General features: G+C 60.3%; 18 protein-coding genes. 9 read left to right on the forward strand and 9 right to left on the reverse strand.

Features of this window, described 5'->3' with window-relative positions; all coding sequences use genetic code 11:
• Positions 1-51 precede the first annotated feature (51 nt).
• Positions 52-978, reverse strand: a complete 927-nt coding sequence (locus OC605_RS18270; RefSeq protein ID WP_186569256.1) for a 4-hydroxyproline epimerase — start codon at positions 976-978, stop codon at positions 52-54.
• Positions 979-1000: 22 nt separating this feature from the next.
• A complete protein-coding gene (locus OC605_RS18275; protein ID WP_130000026.1) occupies positions 1001-2626 on the reverse strand; it encodes an APC family permease in 1626 nt (541 codons plus the stop codon).
• A 220-nt stretch (positions 2627-2846) separates the two neighbouring features.
• Between OC605_RS18275 and OC605_RS18280 the strand changes: the two genes are divergently transcribed.
• Positions 2847-3617: an AraC family transcriptional regulator gene (locus OC605_RS18280; RefSeq protein ID WP_262138615.1), complete on the forward strand. Its 771-nt coding sequence runs from the start codon at positions 2847-2849 to the stop codon at positions 3615-3617.
• Here OC605_RS18280 and OC605_RS18285 read toward each other — a convergent pair.
• Positions 3614-4210: a LysE family translocator gene (locus OC605_RS18285; protein ID WP_262138617.1), complete on the reverse strand. Its 597-nt coding sequence runs from the start codon at positions 4208-4210 to the stop codon at positions 3614-3616. The genes OC605_RS18280 and OC605_RS18285 overlap by 4 nt on opposite strands.
• A 54-nt stretch (positions 4211-4264) precedes the next feature.
• Positions 4265-5101 (reverse strand): AraC family transcriptional regulator, encoded by an 837-nt coding sequence (locus OC605_RS18290; protein ID WP_095179599.1) that lies wholly within the window; start codon positions 5099-5101, stop codon positions 4265-4267.
• 1030 nt (positions 5102-6131) lie between these two features.
• On the opposite strand from OC605_RS18290, the gene OC605_RS18295 reads away from it, so the two are divergent.
• Positions 6132-6431 carry a hypothetical protein gene (locus tag OC605_RS18295; RefSeq protein ID WP_039763483.1) on the forward strand — a complete coding sequence of 100 codons (300 nt, stop codon included), beginning with the start codon at positions 6132-6134 and terminating at the stop codon, positions 6429-6431.
• Positions 6432-6510: 79 nt separating this feature from the next.
• On the opposite strand, the gene OC605_RS18300 is transcribed toward OC605_RS18295, so the two are convergent.
• From OC605_RS18300 to OC605_RS18310, 3 genes are read right to left on the reverse strand one after another with little or no spacing between them, the layout of a single operon-like run.
• Positions 6511-7749 (reverse strand): nucleoside permease, encoded by a 1239-nt coding sequence (locus OC605_RS18300; RefSeq protein WP_122746927.1) that lies wholly within the window; start codon positions 7747-7749, stop codon positions 6511-6513.
• Between the two features lie 42 nt (positions 7750-7791).
• On the reverse strand, positions 7792-8874 hold the full coding sequence (locus tag OC605_RS18305) for a sugar phosphate isomerase/epimerase family protein (RefSeq protein ID WP_262138624.1): 1083 nt from the start codon (positions 8872-8874) through the stop codon (positions 7792-7794).
• Entirely contained in the window at positions 8867-10027 is a 1161-nt protein-coding gene (locus OC605_RS18310) for a Gfo/Idh/MocA family protein (RefSeq protein WP_262138625.1), read from the reverse strand. Before OC605_RS18310 ends, OC605_RS18305 begins: the two co-directional genes overlap by 8 nt.
• 203 nt (positions 10028-10230) lie before the next feature.
• Here OC605_RS18310 and OC605_RS18315 point away from each other — a divergent pair, with 203 nt between their 5' ends.
• A complete protein-coding gene (locus OC605_RS18315; RefSeq protein ID WP_262138627.1) occupies positions 10231-11244 on the forward strand; it encodes a LacI family DNA-binding transcriptional regulator in 1014 nt (337 codons plus the stop codon).
• A 5-nt stretch (positions 11245-11249) separates the two neighbouring features.
• On the opposite strand, the gene OC605_RS18320 is transcribed toward OC605_RS18315, so the two are convergent.
• Positions 11250-13631, reverse strand: a complete 2382-nt coding sequence (locus tag OC605_RS18320; RefSeq protein WP_262138629.1) for a DUF3772 domain-containing protein — start codon at positions 13629-13631, stop codon at positions 11250-11252.
• A gap of 165 nt (positions 13632-13796) precedes the next feature.
• Between OC605_RS18320 and OC605_RS18325 the strand changes: the two genes are divergently transcribed.
• The 6 genes from OC605_RS18325 (at position 13797) to OC605_RS18350 (ending at position 16952) form a co-directional block, all read left to right on the forward strand.
• Positions 13797-14306, forward strand: a complete 510-nt coding sequence (locus OC605_RS18325) for a CinA family protein (RefSeq protein WP_122601665.1) — start codon at positions 13797-13799, stop codon at positions 14304-14306.
• On the forward strand, positions 14303-14821 hold the full coding sequence (locus OC605_RS18330; RefSeq protein WP_262138631.1) for a hypothetical protein: 519 nt from the start codon (positions 14303-14305) through the stop codon (positions 14819-14821). The genes OC605_RS18325 and OC605_RS18330 overlap by 4 nt, the downstream gene beginning before the upstream one ends.
• Positions 14822-14828: 7 nt before the next feature.
• Positions 14829-15284: a DUF421 domain-containing protein gene (locus OC605_RS18335; RefSeq protein WP_186569268.1), complete on the forward strand. Its 456-nt coding sequence runs from the start codon at positions 14829-14831 to the stop codon at positions 15282-15284.
• Positions 15285-15370: 86 nt separating this feature from the next.
• The gene (locus OC605_RS18340; protein ID WP_024012535.1) at positions 15371-15598 is read left to right on the forward strand and encodes a PLD nuclease N-terminal domain-containing protein; all 228 of its coding nucleotides are present in this window, start codon (positions 15371-15373) and stop codon (positions 15596-15598) included.
• Between the two features lie 41 nt (positions 15599-15639).
• Positions 15640-16809, forward strand: a complete 1170-nt coding sequence (locus tag OC605_RS18345) for a zinc-dependent alcohol dehydrogenase (RefSeq protein WP_262138633.1) — start codon at positions 15640-15642, stop codon at positions 16807-16809.
• A complete protein-coding gene (locus OC605_RS18350) occupies positions 16806-16952 on the forward strand; it encodes a hypothetical protein (protein ID WP_016774259.1) in 147 nt (48 codons plus the stop codon). The genes OC605_RS18345 and OC605_RS18350 overlap by 4 nt, the downstream gene beginning before the upstream one ends.
• Positions 16953-17064: 112 nt before the next feature.
• On the opposite strand, the gene OC605_RS18355 is transcribed toward OC605_RS18350, so the two are convergent.
• Positions 17065-18288 (reverse strand): MFS transporter, encoded by a 1224-nt coding sequence (locus OC605_RS18355; protein WP_262138635.1) that lies wholly within the window; start codon positions 18286-18288, stop codon positions 17065-17067.
• Positions 18289-18345 lie beyond the last annotated feature (57 nt).

The raw sequence follows: 18345 nt of genomic DNA on the forward strand, positions 1-18345 counted from the left end.
TCAACTCCTTGGCATTTCGTTTGATTCGAAGTGAAAAATCGGCGTGGCGGCTCAGATGCCCCACGCGAACGGGTCGCTGTCGTCGATCAGCAAGGTGCTGTCGGCGGTCATGTAGGCGCGGCCGGTGATGAACGGGCGAATGCGTTCGCCCTCCCATTCGAAGCGCCCTTCGAACTGGCTGCCGGTAATGCTCGCCTGGATCCATGGCGCGCCCGCTTGCAACTTGTCGTCGGCGGCCAGGCAGGCAAGTTTGGCGCTGGTGCCGGTGCCGCACGGTGAGCGGTCGTAGGCTTTGCCGGGACACATGACGAAGTTGCGGCTGTCGGCCCGATCGTCATCGGCGAACAGTTCGATGTGGTCGATGACCGCGCCGTCTTCGCCAAAAATGCCCTGATCTTCCAGCGCCTTGAGCATCGCCCAGGTGTACGCGGTCAGGTGTTCGACGTTGTCCATCGTTAACCTCTGGCCATGCTCGGAGACCAGATAAAACCAGTTGCCGCCATAGGCGATATCGCCGACCACGCGGCCATAACCCGGCACCTCCACCGGTACCTGTTTGCGATAGCGGTAGGCGGGCACGTTGCCCAGGGTGACCGAGCCATCGTCATGCAAAGTCGCGCTGACTTGCCCCACCGGCGTGTCGATCTTGTGTACGCCCGGCTGGATTTTCCCCAGATGCTGCAACGAATTGATCAGGCCGATGGTGCCGTGGCCGCACATGCCCAGGTATCCGGCGTTGTTGAAGAAGATCACCCCGCAGGTGGCGTCTGCCGACACCGGCGGACAATACAGCGCGCCGACCAGAACATCGTTGCCACGCGGCTCGAGCAGACAGGCGCGGCGCCACTGATCGTGCTGGCTGCGCAGGGCATCGCGTTTATCGACCATGCTGTTGCCGGACAGCTCGGGGAAGCCGCTCATCACCAGCCGCGTCGGCTCGCCGCCGGTGTGGGAATCAATGACGTGTACTCGTTTCATGAAGAGATCCCGTTGGATGATTTCAGTAGGCGCCGGCAGGGCGGGCGCTGACGGTGGACGAGGGCGCAGGGCTGTCGCTTTCTTCGTCCTCGTCGTCCAGGCGCAGCAGATGGGCAGGCACGCCGGTCGCTGCGCCCCAGTAGTAAATGCCGGTGGCGCAAGCGGCGACGACGATCGTGTCGAACGGATGGGTGAGGATACCCAGGCCACCGAAGGTGCCGAGTTTCGACAGCACGATAGTCACCGCGTAGAAGGCGATCAGCCACGCCGATGAACGCACCTGACGCGCCAGACTCAGGTGTGCGGTCGGCACAAAGCGGCCACAGAACAGATAGATGACAAACATCAGGATTTGCAGGCCGAGCAGCCACGACACGGTGTTCCAGCCCGACCAGTAAACGATCAGCGCGGCGATGATGAACGACACCGGCCCGAGCAGGCCCATGCTCTTGACCCGGAACGGGCGCGGCATGTCCGGCGCATTGCGCCGCAGCGCCGCAACCGATACAGGCGCCACCGCATAGCTCAACACCAGCGCGGCGGAGACCACGTTGATCAGCGCTTCCCACGACGGGAATGGCAGGGTCCAGAACACCGACAGGGCGAAGGTCAGCCACAGCGCCGGACGCGGGATGCCGGACTTTTCATCGATGTGGGTGAAGACCTTGAAGAAGGTGCCGGTCTGCGCCCAGCCGTAGATCACTCGCGGCGTGGCGTTCATGTAGATGTTGCCGCAGCCGCTCGGCGAGATCACCGCATCGGCGACCACCAGATACGCCAGCCAGCCGACACCGAGCGCCAGGGCGATGTCGCGATAGGGCAGGGCGAATTCCTTGCTGATACCCGCCCAGCCGTTGGCGAGCATTTCCGTCGGGATGCTGCCGAGAAAGGCCATTTGCAGCAGCACGTAAATCAGGGTCGACAGCAGCACCGAAAGAATCAGCGCGATGGGAATGGTGCGCTGTGGATTCTTCACTTCGCTGGCGACGGAAATGATCGGCGTCAGGCCCAGATAAGCAAAAATAATCCCGCCAGCGGAGACGGCCATCTCCACACCGGACAGGCCGAATGGAGCGAATCCCTGAACCTGAAAGTTCTCCGGTTTGAAGAAGGTGAACAGCACGCCGATCACCAGCAGCGGCACGATGAATTTGAACACGCTGACCAGATTGTTGGCCTTGGCGAAGGTCTTCACGCTGCGGTAGTTGAGCAGGAAAAACACGCAGAGCAGGCCGAACTGCACCAGCCAGCCGAGGATCGTCGGATCGCCACTGCCAGCCTTGGTCAAGCCGGGAAACCACGCCGCCGCGTATTGGCGCGAGGCGACCACTTCGATCGCCACCAGACTGGAAAACGCAATCAGCGTAATGAAGCCCATCAGGTAGCCGAGCAGCGGGCCGTGGGAATAAACCGGGTAGCGCACCACACCGCCGGCACGGGGCAATGCCGCGCCCAGTTCGCAGTAGACGATGCCCAGCAGCAACACGGCGAAACCGCCCAGCAACCAGGAAAAAATCCCCGCCGGACCGGCAATCGCCGAGACATGGCTGGCGGCGAACAACCAGCCGGAGCCGAAAATCGCGCCGAGTCCGATAAAGGTGAGGTCGATCAATGAAAGCTGTTTTTTGAACTTGCCTTGGCCTGACATGGCATCGCCTTCTTGTGAGTTATTGGATAGGCAGTTGTGTCACGGGGACGAGCAGACTTTGCACGGGTCGACGGCGGCGGCGATTGATGTTTTATGCCGGGATCGATGACGAATTCGGCACAATGGCGCCGATGAATGCGCGGCCTCGACAGGGCCGCGACGTTGCTGCAATCTGCTGGCGGACGGCGTTTCTGGCGCTTCATCGCAATGGAGATTTTTCATGCAGCCTGGGTTTTCGATCCTGTGCCAAGGCACTGACGGCCTGCGTCCGCAGACCCTCGAAGAGATGGTCGCCGGTGCCGCGCAGCTGTTGCCGATACTCGATGTGATCCCCAATGCGGCGATCTTCATCAAGGATCTGCAAGCGCGCTATGTGCTGGCCAACCGTACGCTGGTGCAGCGTTGTGGCTTGAAGGACCTGTGCCCGTTGCTCGGCAAAACCAGTGCGCAGGTGTTCCCGGCGCAGTTGGGCCCGGGTTATACCGAGCAGGATCGCAAGGTGCTGGAGGAAGGTTTCGTGTTGGAGGATCAGCTCGAACTGCACCTGTATGGCAGTCGCGAACCGGGCTGGTGCCTGACCCACAAGCGGCCGATCTACAACCGTGACGGGACCATCATCGGCCTGGTGGGGATCTCGGTGGATCTGCAATCAGCCAGCGAAACCCATCCGGCGTTCGAGCGCCTGGCGGCGGTCGATGAATACATCCGCGGCAACTTCAACGCGCGGGTGACGCTGGGTGAACTGACGCGGATCGCCGGGATATCCGTGGCGCAACTGGAGCGCTATTGCAAACGCGTTTTCCACCTGACACCACGGCAGATGATTCAGAAGGTCCGCCTGGAACACGCGCATCGATTGCTGCACAGCGACTTGCCGATTACCGAGGTTGCGCTGCAATGCGGCTACACCGATCACAGCGCTTTCACCCGTCAGTTCAAGGCCTCGACCGGGTTTACACCACGCGAATACCGGCAAGCCACCGGGCATTAGACCAATACGGCTAGCCAGGCCGAGAGCAGCAGAAGAAGGGCCAGTGCCGCGTTCATTCGCTTGAACGCTTGCGGTGAGCTGAGCAACCGCGCGCTGCCGACGCCGAGCAGCGCCCAGAGCGTCATGCACGGCAGCGACACCAGCAGAAATGCCAGCGACAACAGCAGCAGGCGCAGCGTCTTGTCGCCGCCGCCAACGAATACGCTGACCACCGCCACAGCCATCATCCACACCTTCGGATTGACCAGTTGCAGCAGCGCCGCGCCGAAGACGCTCAAGCCTTGTTCCTGCGCGGATTTCGGGTCCAGCGATGGCGGCGGGCTGCGAAAGATCTGCCACGCCAGCCAGCTCAACCAGAGCACGCCAGCCCAGGCCATCGCTTGCTGCACGCGCGGAAAGCGCAACAGGGTTTCGCCAGCGCCGAGCCCGACCACCAGCACAATCAGCGCCGCCGCCGCACAGGCGCCAAAAATGATCGGCAACGTGGCAATCAATCCGCGCCGCGAACTGTGGCTCAGCACCAGAATATTGGTCGGCCCCGGCGTGATCGAGGCAACGAAAGCAAACAGCAGAAAGGGCAGTAAAGAAGCCATGGTGCAGATTCCTGAAAGTCGAAACAGGACACCATGATCGTCAGTGGGCAGGCCTCAGTCTGGAAGATTTGAGCAGCGTTTGCGGTAGTCCGCCGGGGTCAGTTGATAGGCGCGGCGGAACCAGCGCCCCAGATGACTCTGATCGGCAAAACCAAGCACGCTGGCCACCTGCGCTGGTGTCTCGCCGCGCGCGAGCAATTGCCGCGCCTTGGCCAGGCGCAGTTGGATCAAGTAGGCGTGGGGTGCCAGACCGAAAGCGGCCTTGAACGCGCGGGTCAAGCGAAAACGATCGACACCACAGGCTTGCGCTAGGTCGTCGAGGCCGATGTCTTCGTAGGTATGGGCATGCAGATAGTCGCGCGCAACCTGCGCAACCAGTGGCAGGCGCGGATCGAAGTCCTGACGCTTGCGCCAGTCAAGGTGGCGGGTGAGGGACGCCAGCAGGCCATCCAGCGCAGTCTGCCGGACGATGCGCAGATCGCCGTCATGTAACGCGTGGAAGGCTTGCACGATCGCCGTCGACAGGCGCGGATCGTGGCTCAGGGTGTCGGCAAAGCCTGGCTGACTGTCGGCCGGTGCCTCTTCGAACAGCGCGTGCAATTCGCGCTCCAGCCAGTGCGGATCGAGGTACAGCATCGAGTAGGTAAAGCCATCCTCGGTCGGCGCATGGCCATCGTGGATTTCTCCCGGCTCAAGCAGAAACACATGCCCCGGCGTACTGCGATGACGCACCCGGCGACAATTGAACTGCTGGACCCCTTGCTCGGTAACGCCGACGAGAAAGCTGTCATGCCAGTGCGGATCGTAAGCATGGCCACGGAAATGCGCACGAATCGACTCGATCCCGGTATCGACATCCTGGGAGAGAGAGATCCAGTTGCGTTTGTCCATGGGAGGACTCCATAGGGCGGTTGAGCAGGGGCGTTTCTAAAGTACCGCGTGGAGGAGGAGAGTGTTTAGAAGATTTGTGCAGGTGCGCAGGGGGATCGAGTCAGGCAATGTGTCCTGGATGGGGTGGGACCACAAAACGCAGACGAAAAAAAACCGCCTTCGCGGGGCGGTTTTTCAATCCTCGGTTTGGAGCCGAGGCCATGTGCTTCACTAGCCACACCAACATGTCCGCGCATGGTATTGAGTTTCTCCCGTCAGTGCAACGAAGGTTTAGCGTGATGTGCGAGGTTTTTTCGGAACGTCCAACGCATGTAACTGAATTCAGGTCTGTCAATAAACATTGTCAGAAATACGGTTTTACAAAGGTTCAGGCGTAGCCGCAGAATAACCTTGGCTACTCGGGTTTTCTCTTCTGATTTCTGCGTTAAGATGCTCGCGCTCATCTTGTTGGTAGAGCAGTGAGGTTTGGCTGGGGGCGCAAAAGGTTTTACGCCCTCTGACGCGGATTCGCACCCGCGCCGGAATGATGTCTCGGAGGGATTTCAACCGGCCGCCTCACTAGCCACACCAACATGTAGGCTGAAGGCACGCATGGTCCGGTAAGTTTGCTGGAGGTTTGGCCGCCAGCCCTGGAGGCCAAAACGTATGAAGCTTTTGCTGCGTACGCTGAGCCTTGTATGGAGATTGTTGAAAGCCTTGCGCTTTTACGAGTTCCTGCGAGACCACTTTGACGACTTGAAATAAGGTCGTCTAAGTGGGGAAAGACCCGTTTCGGTTTCGACTGATACGGGTCTTTTTTTGTGTGAATGATGCTGTCAAAAATGAGATTGTCAGTTTTATGCTTTCGACTTTGTAGGGCGTTTCGCTTAGTGACTTAAGCAATAGCATAAAGATCAATCCAATAGCGGCTCATGCTCGACCAGCTATTGATTGCGTCAATAACAACCATTAAGTCAATGAAGTTCTCATATCCATGGTGCGGCGTAAGATCGGCTCCATACCCAACCACTGCAACTCGGAGCACATCATCATGAAACGCCAGACTATCCTCGGTATCGCTTTCTCGGTTTTTGCACTGAATGCCTTCGCCGCCACCGAAACCGACCCGCTGTTCAGTGATGCGGTCGCCGCCGCCACTCAAACAGACCGCTTGTTCAGCGACGCAGTAGCCGCCACCGAAACCGACCCGCTGTTCAGCGATGCAGTCGCTGCGACCGAAACCGACCCGCTGTTCAGCGATGCAGTAGCCTCTGATGGCTCCGATCATCTGCAAGGCAATCGGGTCGCCGAAGGTGGCGCTGACCGTCTTCTCGAACGTCGCACCGCTTGAGCGCAACGATGAACATCGATAACGAATGCCGCCTCAACCACAGGCGGCATTCGTTCTATTCATGCATTACAACGCTGCTCTAAACCGCACTCGGCAGCACAGCCTTGTCGCGATCGCGGCTCTTGAATGTCGCCCAGAAACACAGCAACACCGCCACGGAAAAACCGGCGGGGAACAGCCAGATGCTTCTCCAGTCATGCCCCGCGCTTGATGTGAAGTGGTCGGTAATCCGTCCCGCGATCCAGAAACCAATCAACATGCCCAATCCGTACGTAGCCAAGGTGATCAAACCTTGCGCCGAGCTGCGGAAGCGTTCCGGTGCCTTGGCATCGGTGTAGATCTGCCCGGACACGAAGAAGAAGTCATAGCACACACCGTGCAGGGCAATGCCGATCAGCAGCATGAATGCCTGATCGTCGTTATTGCCGAACGCAAACAGCACGTAGCGCAACGCCCAGGCAGCCATGCCGACCAGCAGGGCGATCTTGATGCCGAAGCGATGGATGAACAGCGGCAGCAGCAACATGAACAGCACTTCCGACACCTGACCGATGGCCATCTTCGCTGTCGGGTTGGTCACGCCTATCTCGGCCAGAAACGGATTGGCATTCTGGTAATAGAAAGCCAGCGGAATGCAGATCAGGATCGAGGCGAGGAAGAACACCAGATAGCTGCGATCCTTGAGCAAACCCCACGCATCGACGCCGAGCATCTGCTTGAGGCTTGATGAGCCGGCTGCGCTTTTCAGCGGCGCGGTGTTCGGCAGGCTGAAGCTGTAAAGCCCCAGCAACAGCGACGCGACGGCGGACATCAGGAACGTATTGCGCAAGCCTCCGGCCGCGATGCTTTGCTGCGAGTCCCAGGCGAACACGAAGCTGATCACCACGCCGGCGACGATCCAGCCCACCGTGCCCCACACGCGAATGCGCGAGAACTCCAGCGCCGGGTCTTTGATCTGGCGGAACGCCACGGCATTCACCAGTGCCAATGTCGGCATGTAGACCATCATGTAGGCGAGCACATAGGGATAAAACGCGCTGAAGTCTGCCGCGCGATAGAGCTGATAGAGCAACACTGCGCCAAGCAGATGCAGCACTGCCAGAATGCGTTCGGCATTGAAGAAACGGTCGGCAATCAAGCCAATGACAAACGGCGCCAGAATCGCGCCCCAGGATTGCGTGGCGAAGGCCATGCCGACCTGACCACCGCTGGCGGCCAGCGTTGTCGCCAGAAAAGTGCCGAGGGTGACGAACCAGCCGCCCCAGATAAAAAACTGCAAAAACATCATCACGCTGAGTCGCGCATTCATTACGTTCATTTCAGATCACCGTATTGTTTTTATGTCGGTAACGCGGATGAATCAATCGTCAGTCAGACCGAGCAGGCGTCGGTTGGAAGCAGCGTCAGCGCTGACTCCGGCGAAATCGTCGAAGGCCTTGGCGGTCTTGCGGATCATGTGTCGCTCGATGAACGCCGCGCCTTGCGCCGCGCCCTGTGCGGAGTCTTTCAGGCAGCACTCCCACTCGAGCACGGCCCAGCCGTTGAAGTCGTATTGGCACAATTTGCTGAAGATCGATTTGAAATCGATCTGGCCGTCGCCCAGCGAGCGGAAGCGCCCGGGACGCTCGACCCAGCCCTGATACCCGCCGTAGACGCCGGAGCGCGCATCGGGGCGGAATTCGGCATCCTTGACGTGAAACATGCGGATACGTTGGTGGTAGCGATCGATGAAGCCGAGGTAGTCCATTTGCTGCAGCAGCAGGTGGCTCGGGTCGTAGAGGATTGCGGCGCGAGGGTGATGATTCACCGCTTCGAGAAACTGTTCGAACGATGCACCGTCATGCAAGTCTTCGCCGGGATGGATTTCGTAGCACAGATCGACGCCAGCCTCTTCGAAGCAGTCGAGGATCGGCAGCCAGCGCTTGCCCAGTTCGGCGAAACCTTGCTCGACCAAACCGGCCGGACGTTGCGGCCATGGATAGACGTAGGGCCAGAGGAGGGCACCGGAAAAGGTTGCATGGGCGGTAAGTCCCAGGCGCTGGCTGGCACGGGCGGCCAGTTTCAACTGCTCAATGGCCCATTCGGTGCGCTCCTGCGGCTTGCCGCGCAGCGCTGGCGGGGCGAAGTCGTCGAACAGGCTGTCGAACGCCGGATGCACCGCGACCAATTGCCCTTGCAGGTGCGTCGACAACTCACTGATCACCACACCGGCGCGGGCGCAGACGGCGATGAGTTCGTCGCAGTAATCCTGGCTCTCAGCGGCGCGCTGCAAATCGATGAACCGCGTGCCGAGGGTCGGTACCTGAATGGCTTTATAGCCTTGCGAGGCGGCCCACTCGGCGATGTTGGCGAGGGAGTCGAAAGGCGCTTCGTCGGCGATGAATTGCGCGAGGAAAATCCCCGGGCCCTTCAAGCCTGTGGCGTTCTGCCGAACATTATTCATGGCTTGCAGCTCCTGTAAATTGGCCGGGGATCTCGCTCCACTTTTCATTGCCGATGTCGTTGGCGATCGCGGTTTCAATGAAGGCCATGCCGCGCAGGCCGGTCTCGATGCCCGGTACGCCCGGTGCCAGATGGCCCTCGGCGCCATGCACAATCGCTTCGGCGAGATCGCCGTACAGGTTGGCCATGGCTTCCAGATAACCTTCGGGATGCCCCGCAGGCAGGCGCATGCGTCGGGTTGCGGCGGCACACAGCCACGGCTGACCGACCCCGGAGCGCAGAACGCGGATCGGCTCGTTCAACGGTCGATGAATCAGGCTGGCCGGCTCCTCTTGGCGCCACTCCAGCCCTCCCTTGTCACCGTAGACGCGAATCTTCAGCGGGTTTTCCTCACCGGCGCAGACCTGACTGGCGAGCAATACACCACTGGCGCCGTCGCGCATTTTGAACAGCATCGCCACATCGTCATCCAGTTGCCGACCCTCGACATGCGAGCCGAGCATTGCGCTGATGAACTGGATCGACTGGCCGGTGACGAACTCGGCGAGGGAAAACGCATGGGTGCCGATGTCGCCGATGCAGCCGCCGATCCCGGATTGCGTCGGGTCGTCGCGCCAGCCGGCCTGTTTGTTGCCTTGCCCGGCGACATCAGTGCTGAGCCAGCCTTGCGGGTACTCGACGAGGACTTTGCGCACGCGCCCGAGCACGCCGCTGGCGACCATTTCGCGGGCCTGCCAGACCATCGCGTAACCGAGGTAGGTGTGTGCCAGCCCGTAAATTCGCTGGCTGTTGAGGACCACCGAGTGCAGCGCCTGCACCTCGGCGAGGTTCAGCGCCGCGGGTTTCTCGCTGAACACGTGAAAACCGGCGCGCAATGCCTCACGGGCAATCGGTGCGTGCAGATGATTCGGAGTGACGATGACCAGCAGTTGCATGCGCTGCTCGGCGGGCAGGGCGGCCTCGCGGGTAAGCAGGGTTTGCCAATCGTCGTAACAGCGTTCGGCGGACACTCCCAGAGTCGCAGCGGTGCGCTGATTATTCTCCGAGTCGCGGCTGAACGCGCCGCAGACCAGTTCGAAGCGTCCGTCGAGGCCGGCGGCTTGCCGGTGGGCACGGGCAATGAATGAACCTTCACCGCCTCCAACAAAACCCATTCTTATTTTTGCGGCAGCGTACATGGCAGTCGTCTCGGTAGCTGGATGCAATGTTGATAAGTGATGTAACCGGTTACATCGTGGGCGAAATCTAGGCTTGAATTAGCCGAGTGTCAAATGCCAGCGGATGATCGACAGCGTTTCGATCGCTCGTCGCCTGCGGTAAGCTCCGCGCCTGATCGGGATGAATCAACGAGGTGTTTTTGTCCAATATTCGCGAAGTGGCTCGGCTGGCCGGGGTTTCCGTGGCGACGGTTTCGAGGACTTTGAAATCGCCCGAGCGTGTGCTCGCGCCAACCCGTGAGCGCGTCATGGCTGCGGTGGAGCAGGCCGGCTATCGGCCGAACCTGATGGCCGTGCAGTTTCGTTCGCGGCGCACCGGCAATCTGGTGATTCTGGTGCCGACCATCGCCAACACCTTTTTTGCCCGGGTCATCAGCGGCGCGCAGCAAGCGGCGCAGGCGGCCGGTTATCGCCTGCTGCTGTGCGACACCCAGGGCCGGGAAGAACTGGAGCGACAATTCGCCGAGCTGGTTTACGCTTATCAGGCCGACGGGGTGATCCAGTTGCGCGCCTACGATCCTTTCGAAAACGCTTCGGCCGACGCCGATCTGCCGCCGATCGTTAACGCCTGCGAAGTGCTCAAGGCCGGGCGCTATCCAACCATCAGCCTGGACAACGTCGCCGCCGCTAAAGCCATGACCGAACACCTGATCGCCTTGGGACACAGCCGCATCGGCCTGATCAAAGGCTCAAAAAATAGCCCGCTGACTTTAGATCGACTGACGGGTTACGAAGCGGCATTGCGCGAGGCCGGGATTGCCTTCGATGAAGCACTGATCTGCCATGGCAATTTCAGCCTTGAGGCCGGTTTTGCCGGCGCGCAAAAGATGCTCGCATTGGCCGAGCGGCCGAGTGCGCTATTCTGCGAAAACGATGAAATGGCCATTGGTGCGCTCAAGCGCATCCGGCAGGCCGGGCTGCGTGTGCCCGAGGATATTTCCCTGGTCGGTTTCGATGACATTCCCATGGCTGCGTACTGCGATCCACCGCTGACCACCATCTCGCAACCAGCCGAGGCTTTCGGGGCCAAGGCGGTCGAGATGCTGATTGCCCTGATTGAGAAACAGCCGCTGACAGAGAGGCATGTCGTCCTGCCGTTCGAGCTGACACCACGCAGCAGCACGGCCCGCATCGACAACTCGGGCAAGCGCTAACCGAATCACGCCGCTGGCGGCTTCGCCAGCGCAATCCCCGCTGCGCCCAACCGCTTCAACACCTCAAACAACAAATCGCTCTTGGTCAGCCCGACAATCCTCGGGCTGCCGACATAGCCGGTGACCGTGAGGGTTATGCCGTCCGGCGACAATTTGCTGAAACGCACGAACGGCGCCGGTTTATCGAGGATGGTTTCGTTCTCGTGATAGGCATCCAGCAGCAGTTGTTTGACCTGCTCAGGATCGATATCCAGCGGGAACACCAGCTCCAGCGATGCCACGCCCTGAGCACTGCCGCCGAGGGTAACGTTGCGCAGGTTCTGCGAGATCAGCTGCGAGTTGGGCACGATCACGATCGAGCGGTCGCTGAGCTGGATTTCCGTGGCACGCACGTTGATCCGGCGGATGTCGCCCTCGACGCCGCTGATGCTGATCAGGTCGCCGACTTTCACCGGGCGCTCGGTGAGCAGGATCAGGCCGGAGACGAAGTTCTTGACGATTTCCTGCAAGCCAAAGCCGATCCCCACTGACAGCGCACTGACGATCCACGCCAGATTGGTCCACTGCACGCCCAGCGACGACAGCGTCAGCAGAATCACAAAGGCGTAGCCGATATTGGAAAACAGGGTGCTCAGTGAGGCGCACATGCCCGGGTCCATGTCGGTTTTGGGCAGGAACTCGTTGTCGAGCCAGCGGCTCAGTGCACGGATCAGCCAGATACCGATCAGCAGTGCCAGCAGCGCGTTGAGCAGATGCGCCGGGACGATATTCAGCTTGCGCAAACCGGCGCCGCCGAGGATCGACATGATGTTGGTGACCAGTTGGCCGAGGGTGGTGCCGATGCCGCCGACAAACAACGAAATCAGCGCCATCAGCATCAGGCCGGCGCGGCTGACGCCGGACAACAGGATCGACGTCTGCTCAAGGCGCCGATCGCTGACGCCGAGCAATTGCTTGAGCGCCTGGCCGCTCGCGTGTTTCGGCGAAAACAGGTGCTCACAGGCGTCCTTCACCAGCTGAATCAGCAAGTAGAAGCCCGACAGCACGACGTAGCCCCACACCAGCTCATAACTGATGAACCGTGCCAGCGACACATAGCCGGCCAGCAGGGCGATGGCCGTCACCAACATCGAGAGACTGGCGACGCTGTAGATCAGCCCGGCGAACACGCTGTTCGTAGCCGACGCGTCATTGGCTGCGACCAAGGCCTTGCGCACTTTGCCGATGCGCAACAGCATCGTGCCGATGATCGCCAGCACCACCATGGAAATCACGCCGCGCCCGGTCATCACGATGTGGCTGCTCATGCCTGTGGCATTGGCGACTTGCACCAGCGTCACCAACACCAGCAACGAGCAGGCGAGGATCCGTGGATAAGGCTTGAGGGCCAGCGCCACTGGATCGGCAATCGCCGGCAGGCGCCAGGACGGGTGCGCGGTGGAGAGCAATGCGCGGCTGAGCCCGGTGATCAGCACGCAGGCATAGACGACTTTCTCGAATTCTTCGGAGAAGGTTTCCAGCACCGGAGGCAGTGCGTCGTGGCGGGTGCAGGCGTAGAACAACAGCTTCAGGGCGATGGCGGTGGTGATGAAGGTCGCGATAGCTGAGGCGAAGGCCAAGGCACTGCGGCGCAAGCGGCCCTCCGCCACGCGATGAATGCAGAACCAGGTCAGCCCGCGCTCAGCCAGACGTCGGCCAAAGGTCCAGATCAGCAGTGCCAACAGCACCAGTACGCAAGTATAAAAACGCTCGCCCGGCGCCCAGACCGTCGCCCATACGTCAGCCACCTGCTCTACGAACAGTCGCAGGCGCTGGCGGTCATCTTCGCTTGGATTGACCAGCGGCGCCCAGAAATACGGGCTCAATACGCTGCGCGTGCTCAGGGTCAGTTCGCTTTCCAGCAGGGTGCGGCGGATGCCGGCGATTTGCGTGATCAGATCGGCGGCGTTCTGTTTCAGTGCGGCGAGGCTTTTCAGGGTGCCATCGACCTTGCTTTTCTGCTCCGCCAGCGCCGCCCGCTGCGCGATGATATCGGCTTGCTCGGCGGCTACCTCGGCGTCTGGAGCGGTGCCGAGCACGCCCAGTTGCACCGCCAGTTGCGCCTGTTGCGGCAAAAGCGCTGCCGACAATCGATCGACATCGAGAATGAACGCCTGCACCCGATCCTGCGGGCCTTCGAGCTGGTTGTAATTGTTCGCCGCCGAAATCTGCTGCTTGAGCCCGTCGAGGCGTTGTTGCAGGGCTTGCAGATCGCTTTGCGAAATCACTGGTAGCGGCGCTGCGCCTGTGTTTGCCGGCGCGGCAACATCCGCCGCCCACAGTGCAGCGCTGCCCGGCATGAGCAGTAGGAACAGAATGAAAAACAACGACTTGAATGAACAGCGCATGGGGGCGGCGGGCTCGAGTGGATCACACAGTCTATGAGGGTAGGTGATCGCGCCGAACGGGGCGGAAAACTTTCTCTGCAAGAGGCGCTTACACGCTCATCCAATCCGGCGGAATGATCCGCGCAGCGAGCGGTCAACCGGCAATAACAGCTTCGAGAGCGTGCCATGTCCATCGCCAAGGAAACGATTGAATACCTGCGCCAACATTCACTGATCATCACCACCGCCGAATCCTGCACGGCCGGAGAAATCGTCATGTTACTGTCAGAGGTGCCCGGCAGCGGTGAGCTGATCGAGTGCGGCTATGTGGTCTATTCGCCGCAAGCCAAGCAGCGCCTGCTGCACGTCAGCCCGGCGACCATGGACACCTTCAATCTGACCAGCGTGGAAGTGGCCAGTGAAATGGCCATCGGTGCGTTGCGCGACAGCACCGCCAACGTTGCCGTTGCCACCACCGGCATTCTCGGACCCGACGATATGGATGGCATCAAGGCCGGTACGGTGTGTTTTGCCTGGGCATTCCAGTTCGATGACAAACATTTTCTGTTCAGCAGCCAACAATGGTTTGCCGGATCGCGCAGTGAAGTGCAGACCCTCGCTTCTGAATTCGCCCTGCAGCAGTTGCCGGACTATCACCGTCGCGCCTTGCGCGGCGAAGGAGGGTGGCGCCGATGAAGCCTGACGCCGACCATCCCGATCTGCAGAGCCGACAGTTCCCGGTGCAGGAGGACATGGCCTATCAGTTGAAGGTCTGGCGCTTCGAGCACATCGGTTGGTATGTGCTGGTGCTGTGCATGCTGCTGGGCTTGTTGGGGCTGTTTTCCCGGGGCGTGCTCAGTTCGCAGGACGGTCGCAGCGATGACGGTAAAGTCCAGGTCGAATACGAGATGTTCCATCGCAACGGCTCGACCAACCCGCTGAAACTCAGCGTGCACACGGCGCCTGAAGCCACTGTCGAACTCGACATCGGTGGCGAGATGCTTGATGGCTTCAGCGTCGAAACCATGCAACCGGCCCCGGTGCGTATGCGCAGCTCAAAACAGGGCATGCGCTTGTGGTTGCAGGCGGATGCCCAAGGCCAGGCGACGCTCTATGTGACGCTGCGCGGTGACGGATTGGGCCTGTTTCGCAGCCATATCCGCGTGCCGGGCTCGAGCGAAGTGAAGCTTACTCAATTCATTTATCCATAGGTGACCCATGGACTCGGTCTTGCGCGCACTCGCGATGTATCTGGCACTGATGGTGCTGTTCAAAATTGCCGGTCGGCGTTCGCTGGCCGAGCTGACGACGTTCGATTTCGTGCTGCTGATGATTATCGGTGAAGCCACCCAGCAAGCGCTTCTTGGCGATGACTTTTCCCTGACCAATGCGATTCTGGTGATCATCACCCTGATCGCCATCGACGTCGGTTTCTCCTTGCTCAAACAGCGTTCCAGCTGGGTCTCGCGATTGATCGATGGCGAGCCGACCATCATCGTCGAGAACGGCAAGCTGTTGCACCGACGCCTGCGTCATGCGCGGCTGGTCGAGGCGGATGTCATGGAGGCGGCGCGCTCCAGTCAGGGCATAGAAACCATCGACCAGATCAAATTCGCAATCATCGAGCGCAACGGCAAGATTTCCGTAATCCGCCAGGATCCGGAAGGCGGCTGAACCTTTGACGCCGCACGGCTGCAATTTTTTTGAACGCTGAAAAAGCCTCACAGCCCAATGCTTACAAGTCATCGGAGGATTGCGAAATGAACGAGGCAGCGAGTTACTTCTCCATCGCCGTGGCGGTGATCATTCTGCTGGTCGATCTGTGGGCGATTGTCAGTGTGTTTCGCAGCAACAAAAGCGTCGGCGTCAAAGCCGCCTGGGCGATCGGTCTGATCGTATTCCCGGTGCTCGGCCTGATCGTGTGGGGCATCGCCGGCCCGCGCGGCGTCAAGGAAGGGCCTTCGTCGCCGGAGCACAGTAAGGGTTAAAAACCCTGATTTGCGCACATCCGGAAAATTGGAGGTGAACGATGAAAGCTGTTGTATTTCATGGCGTCGGGGACATCCGCCTGGACGATGTTCCCGAGCCAACCATTCAAGCGCCGACCGATGCCATTGTCAGGCTGACCGCGTCGGCCATTTGCGGCACCGATCTGCATTTCATTCGCGGCAGTGCGCCGGACATGCAGCCCGGCACGATCCTTGGGCACGAGGGCGTGGGGATTGTCGAAGCGCTCGGTGAAGATGTGCGCAACCTCAAGGTTGGCGATCGCGTGCTCATTCCCTCGACCATTGCCTGCGGCAACTGCTCGTACTGCCGCGCCGGCTATTTCGCCCAGTGCGACGTAGCCAATCCCAACGGTAAAACCGCTGGCACGTCATTTTTTGGCGGGCCGAAAACCACCGGGCCGTTCGATGGCCTGCAAGCCGAGAAAGCGCGAATCCCTTTCGCCAACATCGGGCTGATCAAGCTGCCGGACGCCATCACCGACGATCAGGCGATTGCCATGTCGGATATCTTTCCAACTGCCTGGTTCGGCGCCGACATGGCACGGATCAAGGACGGCGACACGGTAGCCGTGTGCGGCTGCGGGCCGGTCGGACTGTTTGCGATTATCAGCGCGAAGCTGATGGGCGCCGGCCGGGTGTTCGCCATTGATGGCCTGGAAGATCGCCTCGCTCGCGCGCAGGCATTGGGTGCCGAGTGCATCAACTTCGAGAAAGAAGATCCAGTTGAAACCATTGCGCGCCTGACTGCGGAAATTGGCGTGGATCGGGTGATCGAGGCCGTGGGCATCGACGCCAACCATTGCCATCACGGCCATCATCATCCTGCGCAGTGGCAACCGGGCGATGCGCCTTCTCAAGCGCTGGAATGGGCGGTCAAGACCGTGGCCAAGGCCGGCACGATTTCCATCATCGGTGTCTATCCCGCCGGGTTCGACAGCTTCCCGATCGGCGAAGCGATGAACAAGAACGTACGCATCAATATGGGCAACTGTCATCACCGCAAATACATTCCCAAGCTGATCGAAATGACCCTCGCCGGGCGCGTCGATCCAGCGAAAGTGCTGACGCAGGACGAGCCTTTGACTGACGCGATTTCGGCGTTCAAGGCGTTTGATCAACATCAATCCGGCTGGATCAAGGTCAAGCTTGAACCCGGTAGCGATACCACTGCTGACAGGAGATCGTCATGAAAAAAATCTGCGTATGTCTGGGGTTCTGCTCGATGTTTCTGTTGAGCGGCTGCTTCGATTCCAACGATGCACCCAACAAGGACGGTGACAAAAGCAAACCGTCGGTGCAGATGCAGACCGAGAAGCCTGAGGAGGGCAAGTAACTGCTGGCAAATAATCCCTGTGGGAGCGAGCCTGCTCGCGAAGGCGTCAGGTCGGACAACTCTGTGCTGACTGATGCTCCGTTTTCGCGAGCAGGCTCGCTCCCGCATTGGTTCAGTTCGAGTAGCGGTATTCCAGCCATGCCCAATACAGTAAAGCCACAGCACTGATCCCGCCTCCGAGAAAACACACCGCCACCCAGCCATATTGCGCATAGGTATACGTCGCCGCGATCGCGCCCAAACCACTGCCCACCGAGTAAAAGCACATATACGCACCGACCAGTCGACTCTGCGCATCGGGCCGTGTGGCGAAGATCAGGCTTTGATTGGTCACGTGCACTGCTTGCACGGCGAAGTCGAGCAAGATCACCCCGACGGCCATCGCCAGCAGCGAACTGTCGACAAATGCGATGGGTAGCCAGGACAGCGTCAGCAGCGCCAAGGCGATGCCAGTGGTGCGATTGCCCAAGCCGCGATCGGCCAGGCGCCCAGCCCGTGCGGCGGCGTGCGCGCCCGCCACTCCGGCCAGACCAAACAGGCCGATCTGCGTGTGGGACAACGACAGGGGCGGGGCGCTGAGCGGCAGCACCATCGACGTCCACAACACACTGAAGGCGGCGAAGATCAGCAGGGCGAAGATGCCACGGACGCGCAGTACCCGCTCAGTCAAAAACAATTCCAATACCGAGCGCAGCAGTCGCCAGTAATTGCCCTGTGCGGGCGGTTTTGCCGAGGCGGGCAGGGTGCGCCATAACAGCAGGGCCAAGCCGACCATCAGCACGGCCGAGACAAAATACACGCCGCGCCAACCGGCCAGATCAGCCACTACGCCGGAAACGAAACGCGCCAGCAAAATGCCCAGTACCACGCCGCTGGTGACGGTGCCTACGGCGGCGCCGCGCTGCTGCGGGCGAGCAAGGCTGGCGGTGCAGGCGACCACCACTTGCACCACCACCGCCAGCAGACCCACCAGCATCATGGCGCCGAGCAACACTCCCCAGCTCTCGGACAGGCCCACGGCACATAGCGCCGTTGCAGACAACAGCAGTTGGCTGACGATGAGTTTCTTGCGATCGAGCAGATCACCCAGCGGCACGATGAACAGCAGCCCCACGGCATACCCGGCTTGCGTGGCCGTGACCACTACGCCGATTGCACCGGATGAAACCCCGAGGCTGGCGGCCATCGATTCCAGCAATGGCTGCGCGAAGTAAACATTGGCCACCGCCATCGCGCAGGTGATTGCAAAAAGAAAAGTCTGCAAACGACTCAGCCCGGTCGTTGCGCTGTCAGTTGCGGCCTGCGCATTGACCAGGGTTTGCGTCTGACACGGCATCCTTGCTTCCTCGTAGTGTGGTTTTTAATTGAAACCGACGCGTTGATCTTTATTCAT

This window comes from Pseudomonas sp. Marseille-Q5117 (genome assembly GCF_946901175.1).
GTDB classification, from domain to species: Bacteria; Pseudomonadota; Gammaproteobacteria; order Pseudomonadales; family Pseudomonadaceae; genus Aquipseudomonas; species Aquipseudomonas iranensis.

Coding starts and splice junctions, on each gene's coding strand:
- OC605_RS18270 (WP_186569256.1), bottom strand. CDS start 978: ATGAAACGAGTACACGTCATTGATTCCCACACCGGCGGCGAGCCGACG.
- OC605_RS18275 (WP_130000026.1), bottom strand. CDS start 2,626: ATGTCAGGCCAAGGCAAGTTCAAAAAACAGCTTTCATTGATCGACCTC.
- OC605_RS18280 (WP_262138615.1), top strand. CDS start 2,847: ATGCAGCCTGGGTTTTCGATCCTGTGCCAAGGCACTGACGGCCTGCGT.
- OC605_RS18285 (WP_262138617.1), bottom strand. CDS start 4,210: ATGGCTTCTTTACTGCCCTTTCTGCTGTTTGCTTTCGTTGCCTCGATC.
- OC605_RS18290 (WP_095179599.1), bottom strand. CDS start 5,101: ATGGACAAACGCAACTGGATCTCTCTCTCCCAGGATGTCGATACCGGG.
- OC605_RS18295 (WP_039763483.1), top strand. CDS start 6,132: ATGAAACGCCAGACTATCCTCGGTATCGCTTTCTCGGTTTTTGCACTG.
- OC605_RS18300 (WP_122746927.1), bottom strand. CDS start 7,749: ATGAACGTAATGAATGCGCGACTCAGCGTGATGATGTTTTTGCAGTTT.
- OC605_RS18305 (WP_262138624.1), bottom strand. CDS start 8,874: ATGAATAATGTTCGGCAGAACGCCACAGGCTTGAAGGGCCCGGGGATT.
- OC605_RS18310 (WP_262138625.1), bottom strand. CDS start 10,027: ATGGGTTTTGTTGGAGGCGGTGAAGGTTCATTCATTGCCCGTGCCCAC.
- OC605_RS18320 (WP_262138629.1), bottom strand. CDS start 13,631: ATGCGCTGTTCATTCAAGTCGTTGTTTTTCATTCTGTTCCTACTGCTC.
- OC605_RS18325 (WP_122601665.1), top strand. CDS start 13,797: ATGTCCATCGCCAAGGAAACGATTGAATACCTGCGCCAACATTCACTG.
- OC605_RS18330 (WP_262138631.1), top strand. CDS start 14,303: ATGAAGCCTGACGCCGACCATCCCGATCTGCAGAGCCGACAGTTCCCG.
- OC605_RS18335 (WP_186569268.1), top strand. CDS start 14,829: ATGGACTCGGTCTTGCGCGCACTCGCGATGTATCTGGCACTGATGGTG.
- OC605_RS18340 (WP_024012535.1), top strand. CDS start 15,371: ATGAACGAGGCAGCGAGTTACTTCTCCATCGCCGTGGCGGTGATCATT.
- OC605_RS18345 (WP_262138633.1), top strand. CDS start 15,640: ATGAAAGCTGTTGTATTTCATGGCGTCGGGGACATCCGCCTGGACGAT.
- OC605_RS18350 (WP_016774259.1), top strand. CDS start 16,806: ATGAAAAAAATCTGCGTATGTCTGGGGTTCTGCTCGATGTTTCTGTTG.
- OC605_RS18355 (WP_262138635.1), bottom strand. CDS start 18,288: ATGCCGTGTCAGACGCAAACCCTGGTCAATGCGCAGGCCGCAACTGAC.